The sequence below is a fragment of the Pollutibacter soli genome (assembly GCA_029269725.1).
In the GTDB taxonomy this organism is placed as follows: Bacteria; Bacteroidota; Bacteroidia; order Chitinophagales; family Chitinophagaceae; genus Pollutibacter; species Pollutibacter soli.
The window spans coordinates 40,340-62,846 of record JARJHS010000007.1; the positions used below are offsets into that span (position 1 = coordinate 40,340).

The following is a 22,507-nucleotide window of genomic DNA, read 5'->3' on the forward strand; positions in this document are numbered from 1 at the left end:
TAGCAGCCGTAACATTGAGGATTTCACTTATATCCATTTTCAAACAGCTGCAGAGTCCGGCTAATCGTTTTGATGCCATTCCCCATCCCCTGAAAATGTCCATTTCTCTTACTGGTTAAATTATTTCAAATGAAAAGAGAATACAGGTCTGTTTTGGTGTGGATTTTCACTGGCGCTTTACTCATTGCGGGTTGTGAATCCGAAAAGAATGATGGCATGGTGGAAGAGAATATCCGCATATACAGCAATGCCTGGGATGAAATTGCCAACAAAGGAAATCTGCTTGTTTTTGATTCCGCATTCGCGCCTGCAGTTGTGTACGACAATGTTACCACTCATCTGCAGGGGGTTGACGCAGTTCGGAAATATTTCAGCGAATATGTAACCGGATTTTCAAACCGTGATTTCAAAGTGCTGGAAATTTACGGGCAGGGCGACCATGTAATCAAGCGCTGGTCATTTACAGGTACGCATACCGGTGACTTTGCCGGAATTAAACCCACAGGAAAACGAATTACTGTTGAAGGAGTTACTATCGCCAGAATGGTGAATGGGAAAATTACTGAAGAAAGGGATTACGCTGATGACCTGGGACTGATGCAAAAACTTGGGGTAATTCCACCGATGTGATGTTGGCCCCTCACATTTCCAGGTGGTTTTATAAAAACGGTGTATGAAGTAAAAAACTGTTTCGTTATGGCTGTTGCTCTGCGCGATCATTCCTTACTTTTCTGCGGAGATGGTCAGTTAAAAACGATGGAACTAAAACCTGTTGCTTATCTTCATACAACTGAATCGGACTCTATCGCAGTTAAAAAAATTGTTGAGGTTTTTTTGTTGCATTCGATGAAAAAGATACGGCGTCACTCCGCAGAATATTGATTCCGGAAACACGCATCACCCATCAGAATGGCGCAATGACAAATACGCAGGAAATGATCGCGGTAATCAACGAAACCCGAAACTGGTGGCCAGGACAAAGGCAATTGTCGGATTTTGAATTCCTGTCTGCCGGTGATCTTTTTGTGCTTCAACTTTCAAATGAAGTTTTTTTTCGTTTACCTGAAAACAGATCAGTAACAGAGCCATACCGGGAAACCTGGATTTTTAAAAGATCGGGCCCCGGCTGGCAACCCATCCGGGTGCACTACTCAAAAGTGACGGTAGAAAAACACGCTGAAGAAGTGAATTAATTAAGACCTCAATTTGCTGAAATCAGAATAAATCAAAACAAGGCGGCCGGTTAACTATTAAAAAAATTCTTTTGGAAGTTCATGCAAATACGTAAGATATTTTTTTATGATGATGATACCACTCGTTTCATTGCATTCTATCCAACTTGTATTGTAAAGTTTTTTTGAAGTGAACTACGATTCATTCAATAATCATGACAATATCGACAAATAAACGAATCGGTTCCATCGATCTGCTGAAAGGATTGGTGATGGTCATCATGGCGCTTGATCATGTCCGTGATTATTTCCATAAGGATGCATTTTATTTCGATCCTTCCGATCCTGCATTTACTACACTTCCGCTGTTCTTCACCCGCTGGATCACTAATTTCTGCGCACCAGCATTTTCATTTCTTGCTGGACTTTCAGCATTTTTTGTAGGTCGTCGGAAAAACAAAAAAGAGCTTTCTGTCTTTTTAGCAAAGCGCGGACTCTGGCTCGTGATTATTGAATGGACGATTGTGAACTTTGCCTGGTATTTTGATTTGAAATTCAGAACGCCGGGTTTGCTGGTGATCTGGGCCCTGGGTATAAGCATGCTCGTTCTTGCACTGCTGGTGCATCTTCCCTACAGAGCCATCCTGATCTTCAGCCTGGTTTTGATTTTTGGTCATAACCTGCTGGATCCGGTTCAGTTCGAAAACAATATGCTCTGGTCGGCTTTACACCAGGCGCACATTTTTGAATTTGGAAACGGCATTAAATTTTACATCGATTATCCGGTGATTCCCTGGATGGCGGTGATGTCATTAGGATACTGTTTCGGCAGATTTTATGCACCGAATGTGGACCCTATGCGAAGGAGAAAAACACTCAACCTGCTGGGGCTTTTTTCAATATTGACTTTTATCATCATTCGTGGAATAAATCAGTATGGCGACCCGGTTCACTGGAAAGAATATGATACATTTATACAGACAGGTATGTCGTTCCTGGCAGCTACCAAGTACCCGCCTTCACTTTGTTATTTATTGATGACGCTCGGTCCTGCTTTTATATTTCTTGCAAACAGTGAAAGCTGGAAAGGACGCATGGTAAGTTTCTTCAGTGTTTTCGGGCGCGTGCCTTTCTTTTACTATATACTTCATCTTTACCTCATCCATGTATTGGCAGTAATTACGGGGCTGCTGACCGGTTATGGATGGAAACTACTGGTGCTCACCGACTGGGTCATAATGATACCTGACCTTAAAGGATATGGCGTTAACCTCTGGATGGTTTATCTGGTGTGGATCTTCGTAATCGCAATCCTCTATCCTTTTTGCAAAAAATTCGACAACTATAAATTGAATCATAAGGAAAAATGGTGGATGAGTTATTTATAGGGTGGAGAATACAGAATACGGGAAACAGGGAGAACAGGCAATAGTGAGAACAGGCAATAGTGAAATGGCAATAGGCAGGAGGGAAAGAAGAAAACGAGGAATACAGAATACGGAATACAGTGAGCAGAAATATTGGCGTACAGGCAGAAGAAGATAGCCTTTGGAGGTTTATGGTAGAGACAACGCAGGGTTGTTTCGGTGGAAAAACAAAATCATCACTAGAAAATGAGAACGGGAACAGTGAAGAAGGCAATAGTGAGCAGGCAAGAGGTGGAACCTGGCAACAGAAAACCGGAAAGAAATGAAGATTGACAATATATGAAGTTGGTTAATCGTAGAGACACGATGCATCGCGTCTCTACGATTAACGATTGAAAACATTTGCAGAAGGAGAAAAATATTATTGACAACGGAAAACCGGAAAACTGGAAGATGTGAAACAGAAACAACAAAGGAAAAGGACTGGTATATGAAACTGGTTACTACCAACTATCTACTAAGTCTCCTGCCCTGCCGGCAGGCTTCGGCCTTCTGCCTAATGAATAATAATGAACAACCTTACTAAAGAAATTGAAACTGAAATACTGCAGGTCTATAAGGCCGGCTGGGATCACTATTATCGTGGTGATCTGGATGCCTATGCGGATATACTGAGCGATGACTACCACGTTGTTGGGTCATCAGAAGGGGAAAATTTCGATAGTAAAAAAGAATGGTTGGATTATTGCCGGGCTACTATTGACCAGTTTGCTGGTATTATCAAACAGGAAAACCGGCAGTTCCAGATTTTACCGGCAGGAGATTTTGTAATGGTCGTTGAAAGAAGCGATGCTTATGTAAAGATTGAAGACGAATGGCGATTTTATTCCAAAGCAAGAATTACCACTTTACTTTCTAATGAAAAAGGGTGTTGGAAATTTTATCATCAGCATGGATCGTTCCCAGACTCACGTGCAGGCGAAGGCGAAGTAATTGCCACACAACAAATCCGAGAAGAAAATAAGCTGTTAAAAGATGCGGTGAAACGCCGTACGATAGAACTTGAGTTTAAAAACCGCGAGCTGGCTATCGAAGCATCTTTAGAAAAGTTGCGGGCTGTGGCATTGGCCATGAGGATTCCGGATGATCTGCTGAATGTATGCAAAGTGTTGTTTAAAGAGTTAATTGAACTCGGCATCAGCCAGTTGCGTAATGCAATAATTCAATCTTATGTTGACGAAAAAAGGTTTTTCACCGATTACGATTATTCCGATTTCTCGGGAGGTGTAGTAAGTCAGATCCCTTATAAAGGAAACAAAACAATTGAAAGTTTCATTCAGAGGATGCGGGAATCAAAAGAAGAATTACTGGAAATTGTAATTGAAGGCAAAGAACTGGAAGAGTGGAAACATTTCAGGATTGCAAATAATGAAGATCCCGATTCGCGGCTGGACAATATCTCTGCCCTGTACTATTACAACTATTCCGTTGGAGCTGCTTCTATGGGGATTTCTACTTTTTCAATGATTACCCGGGAACAGCTTGAACTATTGAAGCGGTTCCGCAATGTTTTCGATCTTGCCTATAGCCGTTACGTTGATATCTCCAATGCAGAAGCACAGGCACGCGAAGTGGAAATTGAACTTGCGCTTGAACGTATTCGTGCACGCACGATGGCCATGCAGCAAAGTATTGAACTTCCGGAGTCTGCCTTGTTGCTTTTTCAACAGATCCAATCCCTGGGTATGCCAGCCTGGAGTGCAGGGTATTGCATTTGGGATGAAGATAAACAGGCGATCACTCTTTCCATGAGCAGTGAAGGGGTTTTACAAAAGCCATTCCGCTTGCCATTGAACGTTGACCCTTCGCTGATACATATCCGCGAAGCACATGAACGCGGTGAAATGTTTCATGTGGAAGCAGTTGGTGGCGATGAGCTTGCGGCACACTATCAATACATGCGCACGTTACCGGTTGTTGGTGAAGTATTGGATTCTATAGTCAATGCAGGACATCAGCTTCCGACATTCCAGATTTTTCATTGCGTATTCTTCTCAAAAGGGTTTCTTCTTTTTATCACCTATGAACCTGTGCCTGAAGCGCACGGTATTTTCAAGAGGTTTGGAAATGTATTTGAGCAGACGTACACGCGTTTTATCGATTTGCAAAAAGCAGAAGCGCAGGCGAGGGAAGCCCAGATTGAACTGGCGCTGGAACGTGTCCGGGCCAGGACGATGGCTATGCAACGAAGCGATGAACTTGGCGATGCATCCACCTTGCTGGATCAGCAGGTCCGTTCCCTGGGTATTGAAACCTGGGGATGCGCATTCAATATTTACAATGAAAATGATTCCAGCGAATGGTTTAGCTCCGGGGATTCAAAAGAATTCAAACCTTATAAAGTCCCACGGGAAAATATTTTCCTTACCTACTACGAAATAGGCCGGCAAGGAGCTGAGTTTCACATAGAAGAATTTTCCGGTAAGAAATGTGAGAGGCATTATGAATATCTGTGTACCATTCCTATAATGGGGGAAGGCCTGAGGAAAGCCCGGGAAGCGGGCATTCCGTTCCCAGTCAGGCAGATCGATCATGTGGTTTACTTCAGGTATGGGTACCTGTTATTCATCACACTGGATCATGTTCCGGAAGCGCATGATATTTTCAAACGTTTTGTAAAAGTATTTGAACAGACATATACCAGATTTCTTGATCTGCAGAAAGCAGAGGCGCAGGTTCGTGAAGCAACGGTTGAAGCGGCGCTGGAACGTATACGCACACGCGCAATGGTCATGCGCACGTCGAAAGACCTTCAGCAGGTAGCCGACACGATGCATTTGCAGTTATCTGGTCTGGGTAATTCTGAACTGGAATCAACATTGATCCATTTATATCCCGATGACAGTGATAAGTTTGATGCCTGGTACACATATAAGTCTAACCACACAGGCAAAACAGTTAAAGGAAATGCTTCTGTCAGCAAAGATGGGAGTGAGTTTTCGAGAAAGGTTCTTCAACTGTATAATAGTGGTGCTTCAACTTATGTGATCGAATCACGCGGAAGTATGTTGGAAGAATGGTACCGGCAACTGGAGGTTCTCGCACCCGCGACAATCGATTATACGGAAGAAGGAGAATTGATTATTCCCCCGGTACTTTATTATAATTTTTCAAGATTTTCCGGTGGAGCACTTTTGATAATAACAGAGTGCCCCGCCAGCAGGGAAGCACGTGATCTTCAGAGGCGGGCAGCAAAAGTTTTCGACCTTGCCTTTAAGCGATTCGAAGATCTGCAAAAGGCCGAACAGCAGGCAAGGGAAGCACAGATCGAAGCCGCCCTGGAACGTGTTCGTTCTATCGCTATGAGTATGATGAAGTCTGAAGATCTGCCACAGATCTGTCAATCGGTATTTACACAACTTTTGCAACTGGGTTTTAATGATCTTCGTTCCTCACAGATATATCTGCGAAACGATGCAGAAGAGAAGTTTATCAATTACGATTATTCAAACGAACTCGGCGCAACAAGAAATGAAATAAAATACAACAGCCATCCGAACTCACGGCGCGCATTTGATACAGCAAATACAGCAGGCGAATTAATAGTAACAGAAATTAAAAAAGAAGAGCTGGAATCCTGGCAGGCTTATCTCGTTAACTCTATCGGACAACAACCGGAGAAGGCACTTGCTGAAGCAGATGAGTTGAATTACTATCTCTACTCTTTTGGAACCGGCGTTTTCGGTATTTCCATGTTCAGGAAAATCAATGAAGATGAATTGCAGATTCTGAAACGATTCCGGAATGTATTCAGTCTTTCTTATCAACGGTATGCGGATATAGCTCAGGCTGAAATGCAGGCCAGAGAAGCAAAAATTGAACTTTCACTGGAACGGGTACGTGCAAAAGCAATGGCCATGCATAACTCCCGGGATCTTGCTGATACTATTGGTGTTTTTTACACGGAATTAAAACTATTCAGTATCACTCCGATTCGTTGTGGTGTTGGTTTGCTTGATGGAGAAGAAAAAATCGGCGAACTGTATACCTGGAACACGACAGAAAAAGGCGAAAGTCTTGAACTCCTGGGAAAACTTCGTTTAGAAGGGCACCCTGTACTGGAAGGAGTATACAATGGATGGTTAGCCCAGAAAGAGTTTTTCCCAGTACTTAGAGGAAACGAAATTAAATCCTATTACAGTGTCATAAGGCCGCAGATATCATTTCCCGACTATGCTGATGATGTTGTTCAGTATGGAAATTTCTTTTTTTTCAAAGAGGGTGGCGTGTATGCATGGACACGTTACGAAATGAAGGAAGATGAATTGCAGATTTACCGGAGGTTTACAACAGTACTAAGTCTTACTTATAAAAGATACAAAGATCTTCAGCAGGCAGAAGCCAATGCCCGCGAAGCACAGATCGAAGCTGCATTGGAAAAAGTACGTAGCCGCACATTAGCCATGCAGAAATCCGAAGAGCTTGCAGAAACGGCCGCTGTTTTGTTTCAGCAACTGATCGGTCTCGGGATAGAGCCCAACCGGCTTTACATTTCCACGATTAAAGATGACATTGGCACTTCTGAATTCTGGATTACCGACGAAGACGGGAGTAAAGTAAGCACCGCTTACACCACTAACCTTAACGACAATCCCACTTTCAGAAAAATGTATGAAGGCTGGAAGAAGCAATTGAAATCGTTGGTGATTGACATGCATGGGGAAGAATTGGAAGATTATTTTAATCACCTCACTGGTCTTGGTGTTCCCTTTAAAGGAGGTCTGTTTCAGAAAAGGCGCGTTCAGGATATTGCTTATTTCAGCAATGGGTTTATAGGTATTGCCTCTAAGGAGGAGCAACCCCTTGAGTCCCTGCAACTGCTCGAGCGTTTTGCTTATGTATTCAATCTTACCTATACGCGTTTCAATGACCTGAAAATTGCTGAAGCTCACGCGCAGCAGGCCGAACTGGATCTGATCGAAATCAAGGAGGCGAGGAAAAAAGCCGAAGAGGCATTGACTGAATTGCAACTTACCCAGGGGCAATTGATACAGAAAGAAAAAATGGCTTCGCTTGGTGAACTTACTGCAGGTATTGCGCATGAAATCCAAAACCCATTGAATTTTGTAAACAATTTCAGTGAAGTGAGTTCGGAGTTGATTGGAGAAATTGAAGATGCCGTGCTACAGGCATCAGCCTGCCTACCGGACACGCAGGGCGGCAGTAATCGGGCAGAAGAGAACAACCCACTGATAGTAGAGTTGCTTTCTGAAATCAAACAGAATTTAAGCAAGATTAATCATCACGGGAAACGTGCCGACGCTATCGTCAAAGGAATGCTGCAGCATTCGCGGCAGTCGGGTGGAGAAAAAGTGGAAACCAGTCTGAATGCATTTTGCGATGAATGGGTTCGGCTTGCTTATCATGGATTCCGCGCAAAGGATCATTTATTCAATGTCGATATACAAACTGATTTTGATGATAACATCCATCGAGTCAAAATAATACCGCAGGATATGGGACGTGTGATTTTGAATCTGCTGAATAATGCCTTTTACGCCGTGAGAGAAAAGGAAAAACAAAATACAGAATACGGAATGCAGGATAAAGGGACTGGACGAATTTCTGCTGACAGAAATTATCAACCCGGGGTATTCGTATCAACAAAACAAGCCGGTAGAAATGTTTTAATAACGGTAAAGGATAACGGCAAGGGAATTCCAAAGACGATAGTCGATAAAATATTTCAACCTTTTTTTACAACAAAACCACCGGGCCAGGGAACAGGGCTGGGCTTAAGCCTTAGTTATGACATCATCACAAAAGGCCATGGAGGAGAATTGAAAGTAGAAACAAAAGAAAATGAGTCGACTTCATTCATCATTCGATTGCCTGCTTAGCAGGTAGTCGGGTACAGAAAATTTAAAACTGTTATAATGATCTCAAAATCGATAAGTGGAAGAAACCCGGAAGAAATTAAATCAGCGCTGGATAAAATCCGGAGTGATGAAGGTTTTGTGCCCACGCTTGCAGTGGTGTTTATTTCTGTCAAACAGGATCGGGAGGCGATCATCCGAATATTAAAAGCTGAAAATATCGATGTCATCGGGGCTACTTCCTCCGGTGAATTTATAAATGATCACCAGAGCGAAGGTGAAATTGCAATGTTACTGATGGATATTAAACCCGAATACTATTCCATACTGTTTTGTGATACGAAGAATAAGGACCTTGTTCAGGCAGCTAAGGAGGCCACTGATTTTGCATTTTCGAAATTTAAAAATCCGGCTTTTATTTTATGTAGTTCATGCATCTCAATTAGCGGGGTTGTCTTGGATGGGCAGGCACTGATTCATACTATACATAAACGGGCAGGTAAGAGAGTTCCGATTTTTGGAGGTATGGCTGGCGACGACGGAACGATGGCGGGAACATTCGTTTTCAGTAACAATGAATCCTCTGACATGGGATTTGTAATGCTGATTATCGATAATCATAAAATTGAACTACATGGAACAGCCATTTCGGGATGGAAGCCGGCAGGAAAAGTAAGGACAGTAACGAAAGCGAAAGATGCCTGGATATATTCGATCGATGATCAGCCCGCACTGGATATGTATCTCCGTTATCTGGGCCAGTCACTTAATACCGGCGAGGATAGAAGCATTTTCAGGGAAGACATATCATTCTTCTACCCGTTCTTATCATTTGGTGCAGGAGAACCCCAACTACGCACACCGCTTGAAGTGAACCACGAAAATAATTCCATTAAACTGGACTTTGCAATTCCTGAGGGGAAGCAACTCCAGTTTACTTTGCCACCGGACTTTGATATTGTTGAAACTGTTCTGGAATCTGCAGATAATCTAAAGAAAAATCAACAGGCAGGCGCAGATGCGTTATTGATTTTTTCGTGCCTTGGCCGCCGCTGGGCACTCGGACCAATGGTGGAAGAAGAAAACAATGGACTTCATAAAATATGGAAAGCGCCAATGGCGGGTTTTTTTTCCTACGGTGAGTTTGGGAAGGGCGTGAACAGTGATGATACTTTTCATTCTACTACGTGTAGCTGGGTAGCGTTGAAAGAAAAGTGAACAGACAGGAGTGAACAGGCAGGAGAATACCGCCGGCTTTTGAAATTTTTAAATTATCCCCTATGGACGACGGGCTTATAACAGGGGATTGAAATCTCCGGGAAAAAACAAAAGATGATAGCCAAATCAATAAAAGGAAAATCAGCGCAGGAAATCAGCAACGCATTACGCGAAAGTATAGACGATGGATTTGCACCAACGCTTGCAATCGTCTTTCTATCCATTAGCCAAAACAGGACTGCAATTGCTGAATTGCTGGAGCAGGAAAACATAACGTTGTTCGGCGTTACTACGAACGGTGAGTTTATTGATGAAGCTACCGAAAAAGGCTCTGTTGTTATTTTACTGCTGGACATCGACAGAAATTATTTCCGGATATATTTTGAAAATTATCCCGAACGAAATTATCGTGAGACAGCAACATTGGCGGCTACCAAAGCCAAAGAAGCGTTTGCACATCCTGCATTTCTGATTGCAGCCACACACCTGGAGACGGATGCCGAGGCTTTGTTACTGGGATTTGAAGATGTAGCGGGTAAAGATGTGAATGTATTTGGCTGTATGGCCGGCGATGATTACACATTTTCAGAGCAGTTTGTTTTTACGAATGGAGTTGAAAGTAATAAGGGGCTGCTTTGTCTCGCTTTGGATGAAGAGAGGGTGATGATAAACGGAGTAGCTACCTGTGGATGGAAGGCTGTAGGTACGCCGAAGACAGTAACAAAAAGTACAGGCAATCATGTATTTACTGTCGATGATGTACCCGTGCTCGATCTTACGTCAAAGTACGGCGGATTGGAAAATGTAAATCCGGAAAATGAAGGTCTGTTACTGGAAATAGCGGCAAATTTTCCATTGCAGCTGCAGAGACAAAAGGGAGATCCGGTGATGCGTCCGGGACTGGTAGTCGACTGGACAGACCGGTCTTTTTATTGCAGCGGCACAGTCCCTCAGGGTTCGAAAGTACGGTTCTCCCTGCCGCCTGATTTTGATGTTATGGAAAAGGTAATCCGGGGCGTGGAAAATCTAAGAGATACAAAAATGCCCGAGGCTGATGCCCTTGTTGTTTTCAGTTGCGCAGGAAGGATTCTTTCTTTGGGGCCTTTGATGACGAATGAAATAGAAGGAGTAAAAAATGTTTGGGGAATTCCGATGGCCGGTATGTTCAGCAATGCGGAACTGGCAAGAGCGACAGGAGGAAATCTGGAAATGCATAACCTGACAACGTGCGTGGTAGCCCTGAAGGGAAAATAGAATACAGGATACAGAATACAGAATAGGGAACACAGGACAAAAGATGAATGAAAACCGAAAACCTGCCTGCCGGCTGCCTGTCCGGTAGGCAGTGCTGCCCGGCTGTTCAACGAACAACGAACAACGAACAACGAATAACGAACAACGAATAACCACCTGCTCCTGACCACCGACAACTGACAACCGACAACTGCCAAATGAATCAATACCTGGAAGCGATAAAAAAACTAGTGGAAGAAAACAGTTTGCTGACAGCAGCAGAAAGGGAGGCTTTTGTCAAAGCCATTTTATCTGCAGACAAACAGTGGAGCATAACCGATTTTAAACTTGACAGAACAGAAAAAGTAAAACGAACCACTGCAATTCTCCTTGAAGAAACAATAGAAGAGTTGGAACAAAAGAGAAAAGCAGTGGAAGAGACAAATGCTGCCTTGAAAAAAACGCTTGATGACCTGAAAGCGGCACAACAGCAATTGATCCAATCTGAGAAGATGGCTTCGCTGGGAGAACTCACAGCGGGAATTGCGCATGAGATCCAGAACCCATTGAATTTTGTAAACAATTTCAGTGAGGTGAGTGCTGAAATGATTGATGAGGTTGCAGAGGCAGCAGGCAACAGCCCTGTTGCTCTGGAGTTACTGCGGGATATCAAAGAGAATCTTGCAAAAATAAATCACCACGGCAAACGCGCTGATGCAATTGTGAAAGCGATGTTGCAGCATTCAAGACCAACGTTTGGAGAAAGGCGTGATACAGATCTGAATGCATTGTGTGAAGAGTACGTACGACTTTCCTATCACAATTACCGCAGCCGCGACCAGATGTTCCAGGCAGAAATTGACATCATCCTTGATCCTGCTGTTGAAACCGTCAACCTGATTCCGCAGGATATCGGGCGTGTAATTATTAACCTGATGAACAATGCGTTCTATTTTGCTGGAAATATGGGTAGAGACAAGGCAGGACCTGTTTCCGGGGATGTAAATAAAATTATTGTAACGACACGTCGTAATGCCGGCACTATTGAGATAACGGTAACGGATAACGGAACCGGAATAGCGGCGAAAAACATCAGCAAAATATTTCAACCATTTTTTACAACAAAGCCTACGGGCCAGGGAACCGGTTTAGGACTAAGCCTGGCTTACGATATAATTAAAGCTCATAGCGGTGAGCTTGCTGTCAGATCAACCGAAGGTGCCGGTTCGACATTTACCATCACTTTACCTGCGTAACAATGAGAAAGCTTCAATTGGTTAATTGCTTTTTACTCCGATTCACATCAGTCCACTTGCTGATCGCTTCTTTTTTGTTATCCTGCAATCAGAATACATCAGTGCCGTTTCCTGATACTGCTTTACCACAACCTAAAACAGTACCACTGAGATTCAGTGAAGAAAAACAAATTCAGTGGACTGAAATTCCGGGCGACAGTATTGAGAATCCGGTAAAACAGACCCTGGATTTATCCAGACTTCCTGAAAACAAATTCGTGATCAATGATTTCAAGCCTTTTACATCTGCTCCGCAACAGAAAAAATTAAACTGGAATCAGATTCCGGAGAGCATCATCAATCTCGATACCATTACAACAGAATCTATTCCGGATATCAAAAAGAATGTATTGCCAAAGCCGGTAATCACGAGGGCAGCTATGCCTAAACTGATGGCGAACTCTTCTTCCGGTATCATGCAGTTTTCAGAAGAAGAAGGACTGCCTGGAACAAGTGTAAATGCTTCATTGATCGATAAGCAGGGAGTCATCTGGCTGGCGGTGGGGAGAAAACTGGTACGCTACACCGGCGATCAATTATATACCTGGAGCTTTATGCCGAGGAATACAATTGCAGATGCGGCAGTGATTACCCACCTGGCGCTGGATTCCATGGGCAGAATGTGGGTGGGCACGCTCTCGGACGGAGCTTATATTCTTGATATTGATCACGACTCATTCTGGTTTTTCCCTTCCAGCGATAGGGTGGCCGATATGCTTTGCGATCACCAGGGCATGATGTGGGTTGCATCGGTAAACCGTTCTCTGCTTCTTATCGATCCGGTAACTATGAAATTCAGATCTGTTTTCGCGACTGATTCCCTCTTAAATGATCACCGGCCGTTAACGCTGATAGAAGATGCTGCTCATAATATCTGGCTGGGTCAGAACAATAAGATTTCCGTTATCGATTCCACACGAAAGAGGATAAAAATAATTGGGAATGATAAACTTGCCGGTCTGAATGCGGTGCTTGAATTGTACCAGGATTTAAAAGGGAATGTATGGGTGGGATCATTCAACAGGGAGTTTTATTCGGTTTCTTTAAATGAAGATCTGATCACAACCTATAGTAAAAAGAACGGAACAAATACCAACCTTTTTGATATCACCGAAGACCGGATTGGCCGGATGTGGATCAGTGCGCGCGATACCATTTATATCATCAACAAGGACAAATCTGCTTTTAAAATCATTCCGCTCAATGCCAGAATATTCCAGAGATATAAGTCCACATTATTCACGGATCCGTCAGGAAACATCTGGGCGGGTACGCTGAACAACGGTTTGCTGGTATTCGATGCTGACAATGTATTGCCACAGCATTTTGATAAACGAAATGGCCTTGTTGATGGAAATGTTTGGGGCACATTTGAAGAAAATGATGGCACGATCTGGATCGGCACCAACAGCGGTTTGAATATTTACAATCCGGTGACTTCTTCGATCCGGACATTGAGTAAAACCCAGGGATTGCATGGCAATGATGTTAAAGTCATCGGCAGCCTTGGTAATGATGAATTGTATGCAGGTAATATTCCGGGCTTTACCATCTTCAACAAAAAGAAAAAAACCTTTGAGAATTATGGAAAGGACCAGGGCTTTCCCCGGGCGGTATTCAGCATTACTGCAGATAGTTCCGGTAATTGGTGGGTGGCCAGTGTACCTGAGTTGATGGTCTACAACAGGGAAAAGAAAAATCTGAAAAAACTGGATTACCATGGTGGATTGATCGGTACCGCCTGCTATGGTCTCATCACGGATAAAAAAGGTCTGTTATGGGTCGCTACGGATAGCGGATTAATGATCATCGATCAGCATAAAAATTCAATCAGGTATCTGAGGGAGAAAGAAGGTATGCCCAGTGATTTCATATTAAAAGTAATGGAAAGTGGATCCGGGGATATATGGGTGGCTGGTATGGGTGGTATTTCCATCATCAGCACAGATAAAAACACCATCACGAATATCACCGCGAAAGAAGGTCTCCTGCCTGCTGACATTTATGACCTGCTGGAAAAAGATGGTATTATGTATGCGGGATCAAGCAGTGGATTATTTCAGATTTTTTTGCCGGATTCTTCGAAGGGTCCAAACAGCCATGATAAAAAATTCCGGCTCAGGAATTTCAACAAAAAGGAAGGCTTTCCTTTTAATGATCATAACCAGATGGCGGGAATGGTCCGTCGCAATGGCGAAATCTGGTTAGGCGTTACTCCCGTTTTGACCATACTCACGGAAACCACTAACCGAATTGACTCTGCTCCGGCGCAGGTAATGGTTACCGGTATCAGCGCATTGGATCATCCGCTGTCATTCGACACCAAAACCCAGCCACTACCAGAACTGCCGCTTACAGATTCATTAAAAAATGCGGCAGAAAAAATCCCGGCCGTTCCAATATCTGAACAGGCTGCATTTCTAACACAAAATCGTATCCGGTACGATAGTGCAACTGCTGTTTTCCATATACCTTCGGGACTGTCATTACCGCATAACCAGAACTCTTTAAATTTCAGTTATTCAAATCCATCTATCACCGGTCGGGATAAAATAGTATATCGCTATATACTGGAAGGCGAAGATGAGGAGTGGTCTGCTGAAACACCCCGACCTTTTACACGCAATTATTATAACCTGAAGCCTGGACATTACACATTCAAAGTCGCGTCGAAAGGTTTTAACGGTGTCTGGAGCGAACCAGCATCACTGCAATTCCCCATCAGGCCACCATGGTGGCTGACCTGGTGGGCATATATCCTGTACGCCGGTGTTTTCGCTGGTACAGCCTGGCTGGTTGCAGGCTATCGTTCACGGCGTTTGAAAAGAGAGAATCAGATTCTCGAGGAAAAAGTTACGCATCGAACAGCACAGTTGAATAAATCACTTGAAGATCTGAAGCTGACCCAATCACAATTGGTTCAATCGGAAAAAATGGCTTCGCTCGGAGAACTGACCGCTGGGATTGCGCATGAAATTCAGAACCCACTAAACTTCATCAATAATTTTTCTGATGTCAGTATGGAATTGTTGGGTGAAATGGAAAACGAACTGGACAATGGCAATAGCAATGAAGCCAAATTGATTGCAAATGATGTCAAATCTAATCTTGAAAAAGTTATTCATCATGGCAAGCGTGCAGACTCGATAGTAAAGGGAATGCTGCAGCACAGTCGTGGAAACAGTGGTGTTAAGGAACCTGTCGATCTCAACGCAATGGCCGATGAATATCTGCGACTATCTTACCAGGGGTTGCGTGCAAAGGACAAATCTTTCAACACCCATTTTGAAACTCATTTCGATCCGGCAGTAGGCACAGTGCAGGTGGTTCCCCAGGATATCGGTCGTGTTTTGCTGAATATTTATAACAATGCATTCTATGCGGTGTATGAAAAAAAGCGAACATCGTTGAATGGGTACTCGCCTCTGGTAAAGGTCAGCACGCGCAAAAAAAATAATGTTATAGAGATATCGGTGAAGGATAATGGAAATGGGATACCGGATAAGGTAGCCGATAAAATATTTCAGCCCTTCTTTACCACAAAGCCAACAGGACAGGGTACGGGTTTGGGTCTTTCTCTTTCCTATGATATAGTAAAAGCACATGGTGGAGAAATCATTGTGAAAAGTGATGAGAAAGAGGGAACGGAATTCATCATCACTTTATCAAACCATATTTGAAAAATGCAAGAGATAGAATTGTTGCCAAAATGCTTTTGATGATTTTAAAATGCATCAGCTGATATGAAATAAACCATCTGTTAACGCTCGTATGAATCAAGCTTTAAAAAATACCAACATCGGAAAACGGTTGACAGGAAGCAATCCCGGGGGGATAACATCATTGAATGATAAAACAGTTCGGAATGACTTTTTTCGCGGGTCATGTTCGCTCTTTCATCTTTTAACTTTCTACTTTATTGTTCTTTCGTTTCAATCTGCCAATGCCCAGTTGAATCCTGTTTTTCTCAAACAATACACTGAACAGAACGGTGTACCAGGGGCACAGGTAAACAGCATACTTCCCGACCATTTCGGCTTTATTTGGTTAGGAACAATCAACGGATTGGCTGTTTATGATGGTTATGAATTCAAAAGATTTTTCAATGACCCGAACGATACGGCATCAATGGAAGGATTGGTGATCTGGTCGGTTTATGAGGATAGCAAAAAAAGAATCTGGGTAAGTACCGGACAAAGTCACCTCAATAGATACAATCCTGTAACGAAAAAGTTTAAGCGATACAATATTGATAATCTCATTGACCAGCCGTCAACAATTGAGGTTGATGTCGCTGTAATGAGTGAACATAGTAGTGGAAGGATTTATCTGGGCGTCTCTACCCAGTATGGTCAGGAGATTGATGGCGCCCTTCTGTATTATGATGAATCCGATGATACGATAAAAAGGTTCGGGACAAAAAGCGACCCTCAGATACAGAATATAATCAGACTGGAAAATGATGCTGAGGGGAATACCTGGATCCTCAGCTACAGTGGATTTTTTAAAATTGATCGTTCAAATACGCTTACCCGTGTCAACACCTTTGATAAATACTTCACCGCAGGTGAGTATCCCACCGATTTTGCGTTCGGAGAATCTTCGAATTTATGGATAATTTCAAGCAGAGGCAAACTGCTCGAGATTAATCTCGCCGATAGCACCGCAACAGCCCGGCTGTCGCTGAAATTGTTGAAAAATAACGGCAGGAATTGTATAAAGATCGATAGTCAGCAAAGAATATGGATAGGCACGAATTCCGGGATTGTCAGATTTCATATACCCAGCTCCACAACTGAAAGCTTTGCCCATGGATTGGGGAATCCGCTTGAAAATACTGTCATCAACAAAATCGTTGTTGACTCTTTTGGCACAGCCTGGATTGGTACAGACGATAAGGGACTATTTAAGTATGAGGAAAGAACGCTATTCAAATCCATAAAACATGCGAACAAAGAAAAAGATTCGCTTGCTCCGGGATGGGTAAGCCTTATCAGCGGCTTTACCGGTAATAAAGCCAGCATTGCTTCGGGCGATGGCCGGACTTCCGGCGTGAAAATCCTCGATCCTGAAACGGGAAAGCTTGTATCCATTTCTTCAACTCCTTTTTTTCGCGGAACTGCTTTTGTAACCAGTTTATACTTTGATCCATCAGGTGAATTATTGATCGCTACAAGCCAGGGAGTATGGCGGTTGTCAGTTGCAGCAGGAAAGATGCGTGCATTCCATGACACTTCCTATCCAAAAGATGTCGTGATCAATCGCTTTTATAGTGATGTCGATGGTAATTTATGGTTAGCGACAATGAATGGATTATACAAAAGGTCCAAATCATCATCACAATATAAAAGGTATGACCTGGGCAGGCTCAACGGAAGCAATGCAAGCAGTAATGAAATCACCATGGCTGTTGAAAGCAGTATAGGCGGTTTATGGTTGACAACGAATAACGGATTGTTTTTTTATGATAAAGCAACAGATAGCGTCGCCAGGCATGGATTTGATAAAACGCAGGGAGATGTTTTTGTATCGCAGGATATAAATTCACTTTACGAATCAAATGACACCACAGTATGGGTTGGTGGATGGCAAGGCGGGCTTTCCAGGTATAATCCACGCACAAAAAAAATAAAAACCTACACACGTAATGACGGGCTTCCTTCCATGAGTGTACAGGCAATACTACCCGATGATAAAACCAACTCGCTATGGCTAAGCACCTTTGATGGAATATCACTTTTTAAAACAGACAAGGAACAATTTGTCAACTTCGATATTTCTGATGGAATACAGGGGCAATTATTCGCTGATGGTTCAGTGTATAGAACGGCTGACAATTATTTTCTTTTTGGAGGTTCGAACGGGGTAACTTTTTTCAATCCGGATAACATCCTCCGTAGTTCTACAATTCCCAAAGTATTTCTCACCGATCTGAAGGTGTTTAATAAATCGGTACTACCTGGTGAAAAATCTATTTTAAAGAAACCTATATATGAAACAAGTGAAATAGTTCTTGCTCATAACCAGGCTAATATTTCACTGGATTTTATTGCACTTCATTATTCTGATCCTTCAAAAAATAAATACCTCTACAAACTGGAAAATTATGACCAGGATTGGCGTGAAGCCGGCAGTCAGCATACTGCATATTATTCAGGATTGGAAGCCGGCACATACAATTTTATCGTAAAAGCTTCGAATAATAATGGCGTATGGAATGAAGCCGGTGCCAGGTTGAAAATAGTGGTTTTAAAACCCTGGTGGAAAACGGGCTGGGCTTATGCAGGATACAGTTTGTTGCTGCTGGTATTTCTTCTTTTGTTCAATAAGTATATGCGAAACCGGTTGATCAACCAGGAAAGAGAACGTAACCGGGCAAAAGAACTCGAGCAGGCGAAGGAAATACAGAAGGCATATCACAACCTTGGCGAGGCACACGAAGCATTAAAGGCCACACAGGCGCAATTGATCCAGTCCGAAAAGATGGCATCGCTGGGTGAGTTAACTGCAGGTATTGCACACGAGATACAAAACCCTTTAAACTTCATCAATAATTTTTCGGATGTGAGTAAGGAGTTGTTGATTGAAATGGAAACGGCGTTGAACAATGGAAATGACGAAGAAGCAAAGCAAATAGCAAATGATGTAAAAGAGAACCTGGAAAAAGTAATTCATCATGGAAAACGTGCCGATTCCATTGTAAAAGGAATGCTGCAACATAGTCGCGGCAACAGCGGTATAAAAGAACCTGTTGATCTTAATGGGATGGCAGATGAATACCTTCGCCTTGCCTATCAGGGCCTGCGTGCAAAAGAAAAATCATTCAATTCAAATTTTGAAACCGACTTTGATCCTGCTGTCATAAACGTGCAGGTCGTACCCCAGGATATCGGAAGAGTATTGCTGAATGTGTACAACAATGCATTCTATGCAGTTTATGATAAGCAAAAGACCGCTTCGAAAGATTATACACCACTTGTGCAGGTGAGTACACGGAAAAAAGACAATACAGTGGAGGTAACGGTGAGGGACAATGGGAAGGGCATTCCTGAGAAAGTCGCGGAAAAAATATTTCAACCATTTTTTACAACAAAACCAACTGGCCAGGGAACCGGGTTGGGATTGAGTCTTGCTTATGATATTGTGAAAAGTCATGGCGGAACAATCACTGTTCATTCATCACCAGGTGAAGGTGCGACTTTCGTCATCACCTTGCCTGTGTAAATAATTTATTTAAAAATGAAATCGGTGTTCATATTAATTTTTTTGGCCGGCACGATATCTATATACGCGCAGACAGGTACTGCAGATCCGGTGATTAAAACAGCGGCGGATAAAATCGAGCAAAAGATGATCGGCTGGCGAAGGGATATACATGAAAACCCGGAACTCGTTACTTACAATGATCCGATGCTGACTGAAGCTGTGGTAACGTCGCTGAAAAAATCCTTTGGCGGAGAACATGTGATGCTTATACCGCCCTATAAAGACTCCGAGGATTTCTCTTTTTTCTCGCAAAAGGTTCCGGGATTTTATTTCTATTTCGGAGGTCTGCCAAGAGGAAAAGATCCGAAAACATCAGCTCCTCATCACACACCTGATTTTTACCTGGATGAAAGCGGATTTAAAACGGGATTGATTGCCATGCTGACTTTGGTGTTGGAGTATCCCCATCTGAAAATTAAAAAGTAACTGTATGGATGATCCGGAGTAACTAAATGCTGCCGGATGAAAGTCGAAATGAAAAGAAGCTTATTAATTGTATCCATGGCAGGTTTATGGTTGCCTGCACTGTGTCAGAATAAAGTGACGGACAGCCTGGGAGTGTTATTGTCATCCGTTAAGGCGGATACAACCCGGTTGGAATTATTAGCAGAGTTAGGATTGCAATACAGGAATTCAAATCCGGACTCAGCCATCTTTTATGGAAACGAAGCACTGGCATTGGCACGGGAAATTCAGTTCAAACGAGGCGAAGTCCTGTCTCTTGCTAATATCGCAATTGCATCTCGCGAAAGAGGAGATCTGCCAGAAGCTCTCAGCATGGTGATGCAGGCATCGCAGATGGCTGAAGCAGGAAATTGCAACATTGAAAAAAGTCTTTGCCTTCGTCGGACCGGCCTCTTATATATGGATCTGAAGGATTATACGGGTTTGGGCTTGTCATTGGCTTATGATATCGTGAAAGCGCATGGCGGTGAGATAAAAGTGGAGTCAATGAAATCCAAAGGCAGTTCCTTTATTATACTAATTCCAAACCTGATGGCATGATGAAGATTTTGCGGGTATCACATATTGTTAGTGGCATTGTTACCTGTTTGGTTTTGTCAACAACAAATACCGCATTTGCGCAGCGAGTCAATATTGATTCTGTTGTACAATTGGTTGCCAATGCAAAAGATGACGATCAGAAACTGGCTTATACTGTTAACCTGTATAGTACTTCAATTAATAATGATCCTGAATATACCATTGAGATCGGTTTGAAATTGCTTAAGCAGGCTCAGCAGGATGGAAATGTATTGGAAAAGTCAACTGCTTATAGTTTCCTGGGTCATGGCTACCGCCTTGCCGGAAACCATGTGAAGGGACTGCAGTATCACCATGAAGCGATCAGACTAGCTGAAGAAAATGGAAATCCATCACTGTTATGCATTGCCAACAACCAACTGGCGCATATTTACAAAGACCGGAGTGAGTTTGAAAAAGCTATCCGCATATATAAACTCTCGGCAGAAGATGGTGCGAAGGGCAGGATTGAGAAAGTGAAATATTGGCCACTCGTGAACCTGGGGGCAGTGTATCTTCTGAAAAATCAACCTGACTCAGCGGTAATCTTTACAAAGCCGGTATATGAAAAATTTAAAGACTCCGGAGATCAGAATATAAAATCATTATCCTTTATCACACTCGGTGGCGCCTATAGCAAATTAAATCAACCGGATCTTTCAACATATTATTTTCAGAAGGCTTTGTCTGAACATTCAACACAAAATAGTAAAAGGTACCTTAACATGGTATATGTTGGTTTAGCAGAACATTATCAACTCTTAAACAAACCAGACTCTGTTGAATTCTATGCCCGCAATGCAATTGACGCGGTAACGAATACGCCTTTCTTTTACCTGAGCAGCGCACCCGCAAATATGCTCTCCTCACTATACGATCCTGCAAACTGTGACAGCACACTGAAATATGCCAGGATGTATAAATCAGCTAATGATTCCCTCTACAATACCAGAGCGAACCAGCAGATTCAGATGATGACTTTTGATGAAGACATCCGGCAATACCAGTTGAATGAAGAGAAAGAGAAATTTGTAAGCCGGGTAAAACAGTATGTTACATTGGCTGGTTTGATCACAGCGATAATTGTTGCGATGATCCTTTTCAGGAATAACAAATTACGAAAGAAAGCAAACAATCATTTGTCGGCCACGCTGCGTGATTTAAAATCAACCCAGGCGCAACTGATTCAATCGGAAAAGATGGCGAGCCTCGGGGAACTGACTGCGGGTATTGCGCATGAGATTCAGAATCCATTAAATTTTGTAAATAATTTCAGTGAGATCAGTTCGGAATTGATAGAGGAAGCGGAGGAGGCAATAGGCAGAGGATTTTCTGCCGGACAGCCAGGGCAGGAAGCAGGAAAAAAAAGCCCATTAGTCGCAGAGTTGCTTCAGGATATCAAACAGAACCTGGTTAAAATAAACCATCACGGAAAACGCGCGGATGCTATTGTAAAAGGCATGCTGCAACACTCGCAATCGCGGTCGGGTACAAAGGAGCCAACGGATATTAACGCATTGGTTGATGAATATTTGAGATTAGCATACATCAGTTATCAGTCAAAATATCCGGATTTTGAAGCAAAGATGGAAACCAGTTTCGATGCATCAGCCGGGGAGATAAATATTATACCCCAGGATATCGGAAAGGCATTGCTGAACCTGTACAGCAACGCGTTTTATGCATGCAATCATCGTGATGTTAATCCTGGAGACGCCATGCATGACGCCTCCAGGATTAACACAAGCGTCACTACCATAAACACTACGATGATAGAAAACATTATCTCGGTGTCCACCAAACGCATGGCCGATAAAATTGAAATAACGGTAACGGATAACGGCGGAGGCATCGATCCGAAAATCATCGATAAAATATTTCAGCCATTCTTTACTACAAAGCCCACCGGGCAGGGAACGGGTTTGGGATTAAGCCTGGCTTATGACATTATAAAAGCCTACGGCGGAAAAATCGAGGTGGAATCAAAACAGGGAGAAGGAACAGTATTTACCCTGGTACTTCCCGTGTAAAAAACGGCTGAATTGTATTTGAAATGA

General features: G+C 42.9%; 14 protein-coding genes. All 14 read left to right on the forward strand.

Annotated features, from left to right (window positions below; translation table 11 throughout):
• Positions 1–129: 129 nt before the first annotated feature.
• The gene (locus tag P2W82_RS16960; protein WP_336517107.1) at positions 130–630 is read left to right on the forward strand and encodes an ester cyclase; all 501 of its coding nucleotides are present in this window, start codon (positions 130–132) and stop codon (positions 628–630) included.
• Positions 631–696: 66 nt separating this feature from the next.
• Positions 697–882 carry a hypothetical protein gene (locus tag P2W82_RS16965; RefSeq protein WP_336517108.1) on the forward strand — a complete coding sequence of 62 codons (186 nt, stop codon included), beginning with the start codon at positions 697–699 and terminating at the stop codon, positions 880–882.
• Positions 879–1,193 (forward strand): hypothetical protein, encoded by a 315-nt coding sequence (locus P2W82_RS16970; RefSeq protein ID WP_336517109.1) that lies wholly within the window; start codon positions 879–881, stop codon positions 1,191–1,193. The genes P2W82_RS16965 and P2W82_RS16970 overlap by 4 nt, the downstream gene beginning before the upstream one ends.
• Positions 1,194–1,387: 194 nt before the next feature.
• Positions 1,388–2,560 (forward strand): acetyltransferase domain-containing protein, encoded by a 1,173-nt coding sequence (locus tag P2W82_RS16975; RefSeq protein ID WP_336517110.1) that lies wholly within the window; start codon positions 1,388–1,390, stop codon positions 2,558–2,560.
• A 119-nt stretch (positions 2,561–2,679) separates the two neighbouring features.
• Complete coding sequence (locus tag P2W82_RS16980; RefSeq protein WP_336517111.1) at positions 2,680–2,865, forward strand: hypothetical protein; 186 nt, start codon at positions 2,680–2,682, stop codon at positions 2,863–2,865.
• Between the two features lie 243 nt (positions 2,866–3,108).
• Positions 3,109–8,439 carry an ATP-binding protein gene (locus P2W82_RS16985; protein WP_336517112.1) on the forward strand — a complete coding sequence of 1,777 codons (5,331 nt, stop codon included), beginning with the start codon at positions 3,109–3,111 and terminating at the stop codon, positions 8,437–8,439.
• A 36-nt stretch (positions 8,440–8,475) separates the two neighbouring features.
• Entirely contained in the window at positions 8,476–9,633 is a 1,158-nt protein-coding gene (locus P2W82_RS16990) for an FIST signal transduction protein (RefSeq protein WP_336517113.1), read from the forward strand.
• A 114-nt stretch (positions 9,634–9,747) separates the two neighbouring features.
• Positions 9,748–10,887 carry an FIST signal transduction protein gene (locus P2W82_RS16995; protein ID WP_336517114.1) on the forward strand — a complete coding sequence of 380 codons (1,140 nt, stop codon included), beginning with the start codon at positions 9,748–9,750 and terminating at the stop codon, positions 10,885–10,887.
• Between the two features lie 197 nt (positions 10,888–11,084).
• On the forward strand, positions 11,085–12,122 hold the full coding sequence (locus P2W82_RS17000) for a sensor histidine kinase (protein ID WP_336517115.1): 1,038 nt from the start codon (positions 11,085–11,087) through the stop codon (positions 12,120–12,122).
• A 2-nt stretch (positions 12,123–12,124) separates the two neighbouring features.
• Positions 12,125–15,841, forward strand: coding sequence for an ATP-binding protein (locus tag P2W82_RS17005; protein WP_336517116.1), 3,717 nt, complete (start codon positions 12,125–12,127; stop codon positions 15,839–15,841).
• Between the two features lie 91 nt (positions 15,842–15,932).
• Complete coding sequence (locus P2W82_RS17010) at positions 15,933–19,385, forward strand: sensor histidine kinase (RefSeq protein ID WP_336517117.1); 3,453 nt, start codon at positions 15,933–15,935, stop codon at positions 19,383–19,385.
• A gap of 24 nt (positions 19,386–19,409) precedes the next feature.
• Complete coding sequence (locus P2W82_RS17015) at positions 19,410–19,853, forward strand: M20/M25/M40 family metallo-hydrolase (RefSeq protein ID WP_336517118.1); 444 nt, start codon at positions 19,410–19,412, stop codon at positions 19,851–19,853.
• A gap of 36 nt (positions 19,854–19,889) precedes the next feature.
• A complete protein-coding gene (locus P2W82_RS17020; RefSeq protein ID WP_336517119.1) occupies positions 19,890–20,432 on the forward strand; it encodes a hypothetical protein in 543 nt (180 codons plus the stop codon).
• Positions 20,429–22,480 carry an ATP-binding protein gene (locus P2W82_RS17025; protein ID WP_336517120.1) on the forward strand — a complete coding sequence of 684 codons (2,052 nt, stop codon included), beginning with the start codon at positions 20,429–20,431 and terminating at the stop codon, positions 22,478–22,480. Before P2W82_RS17020 ends, P2W82_RS17025 begins: the two co-directional genes overlap by 4 nt.
• Positions 22,481–22,507: the final 27 nt, after the last annotated feature.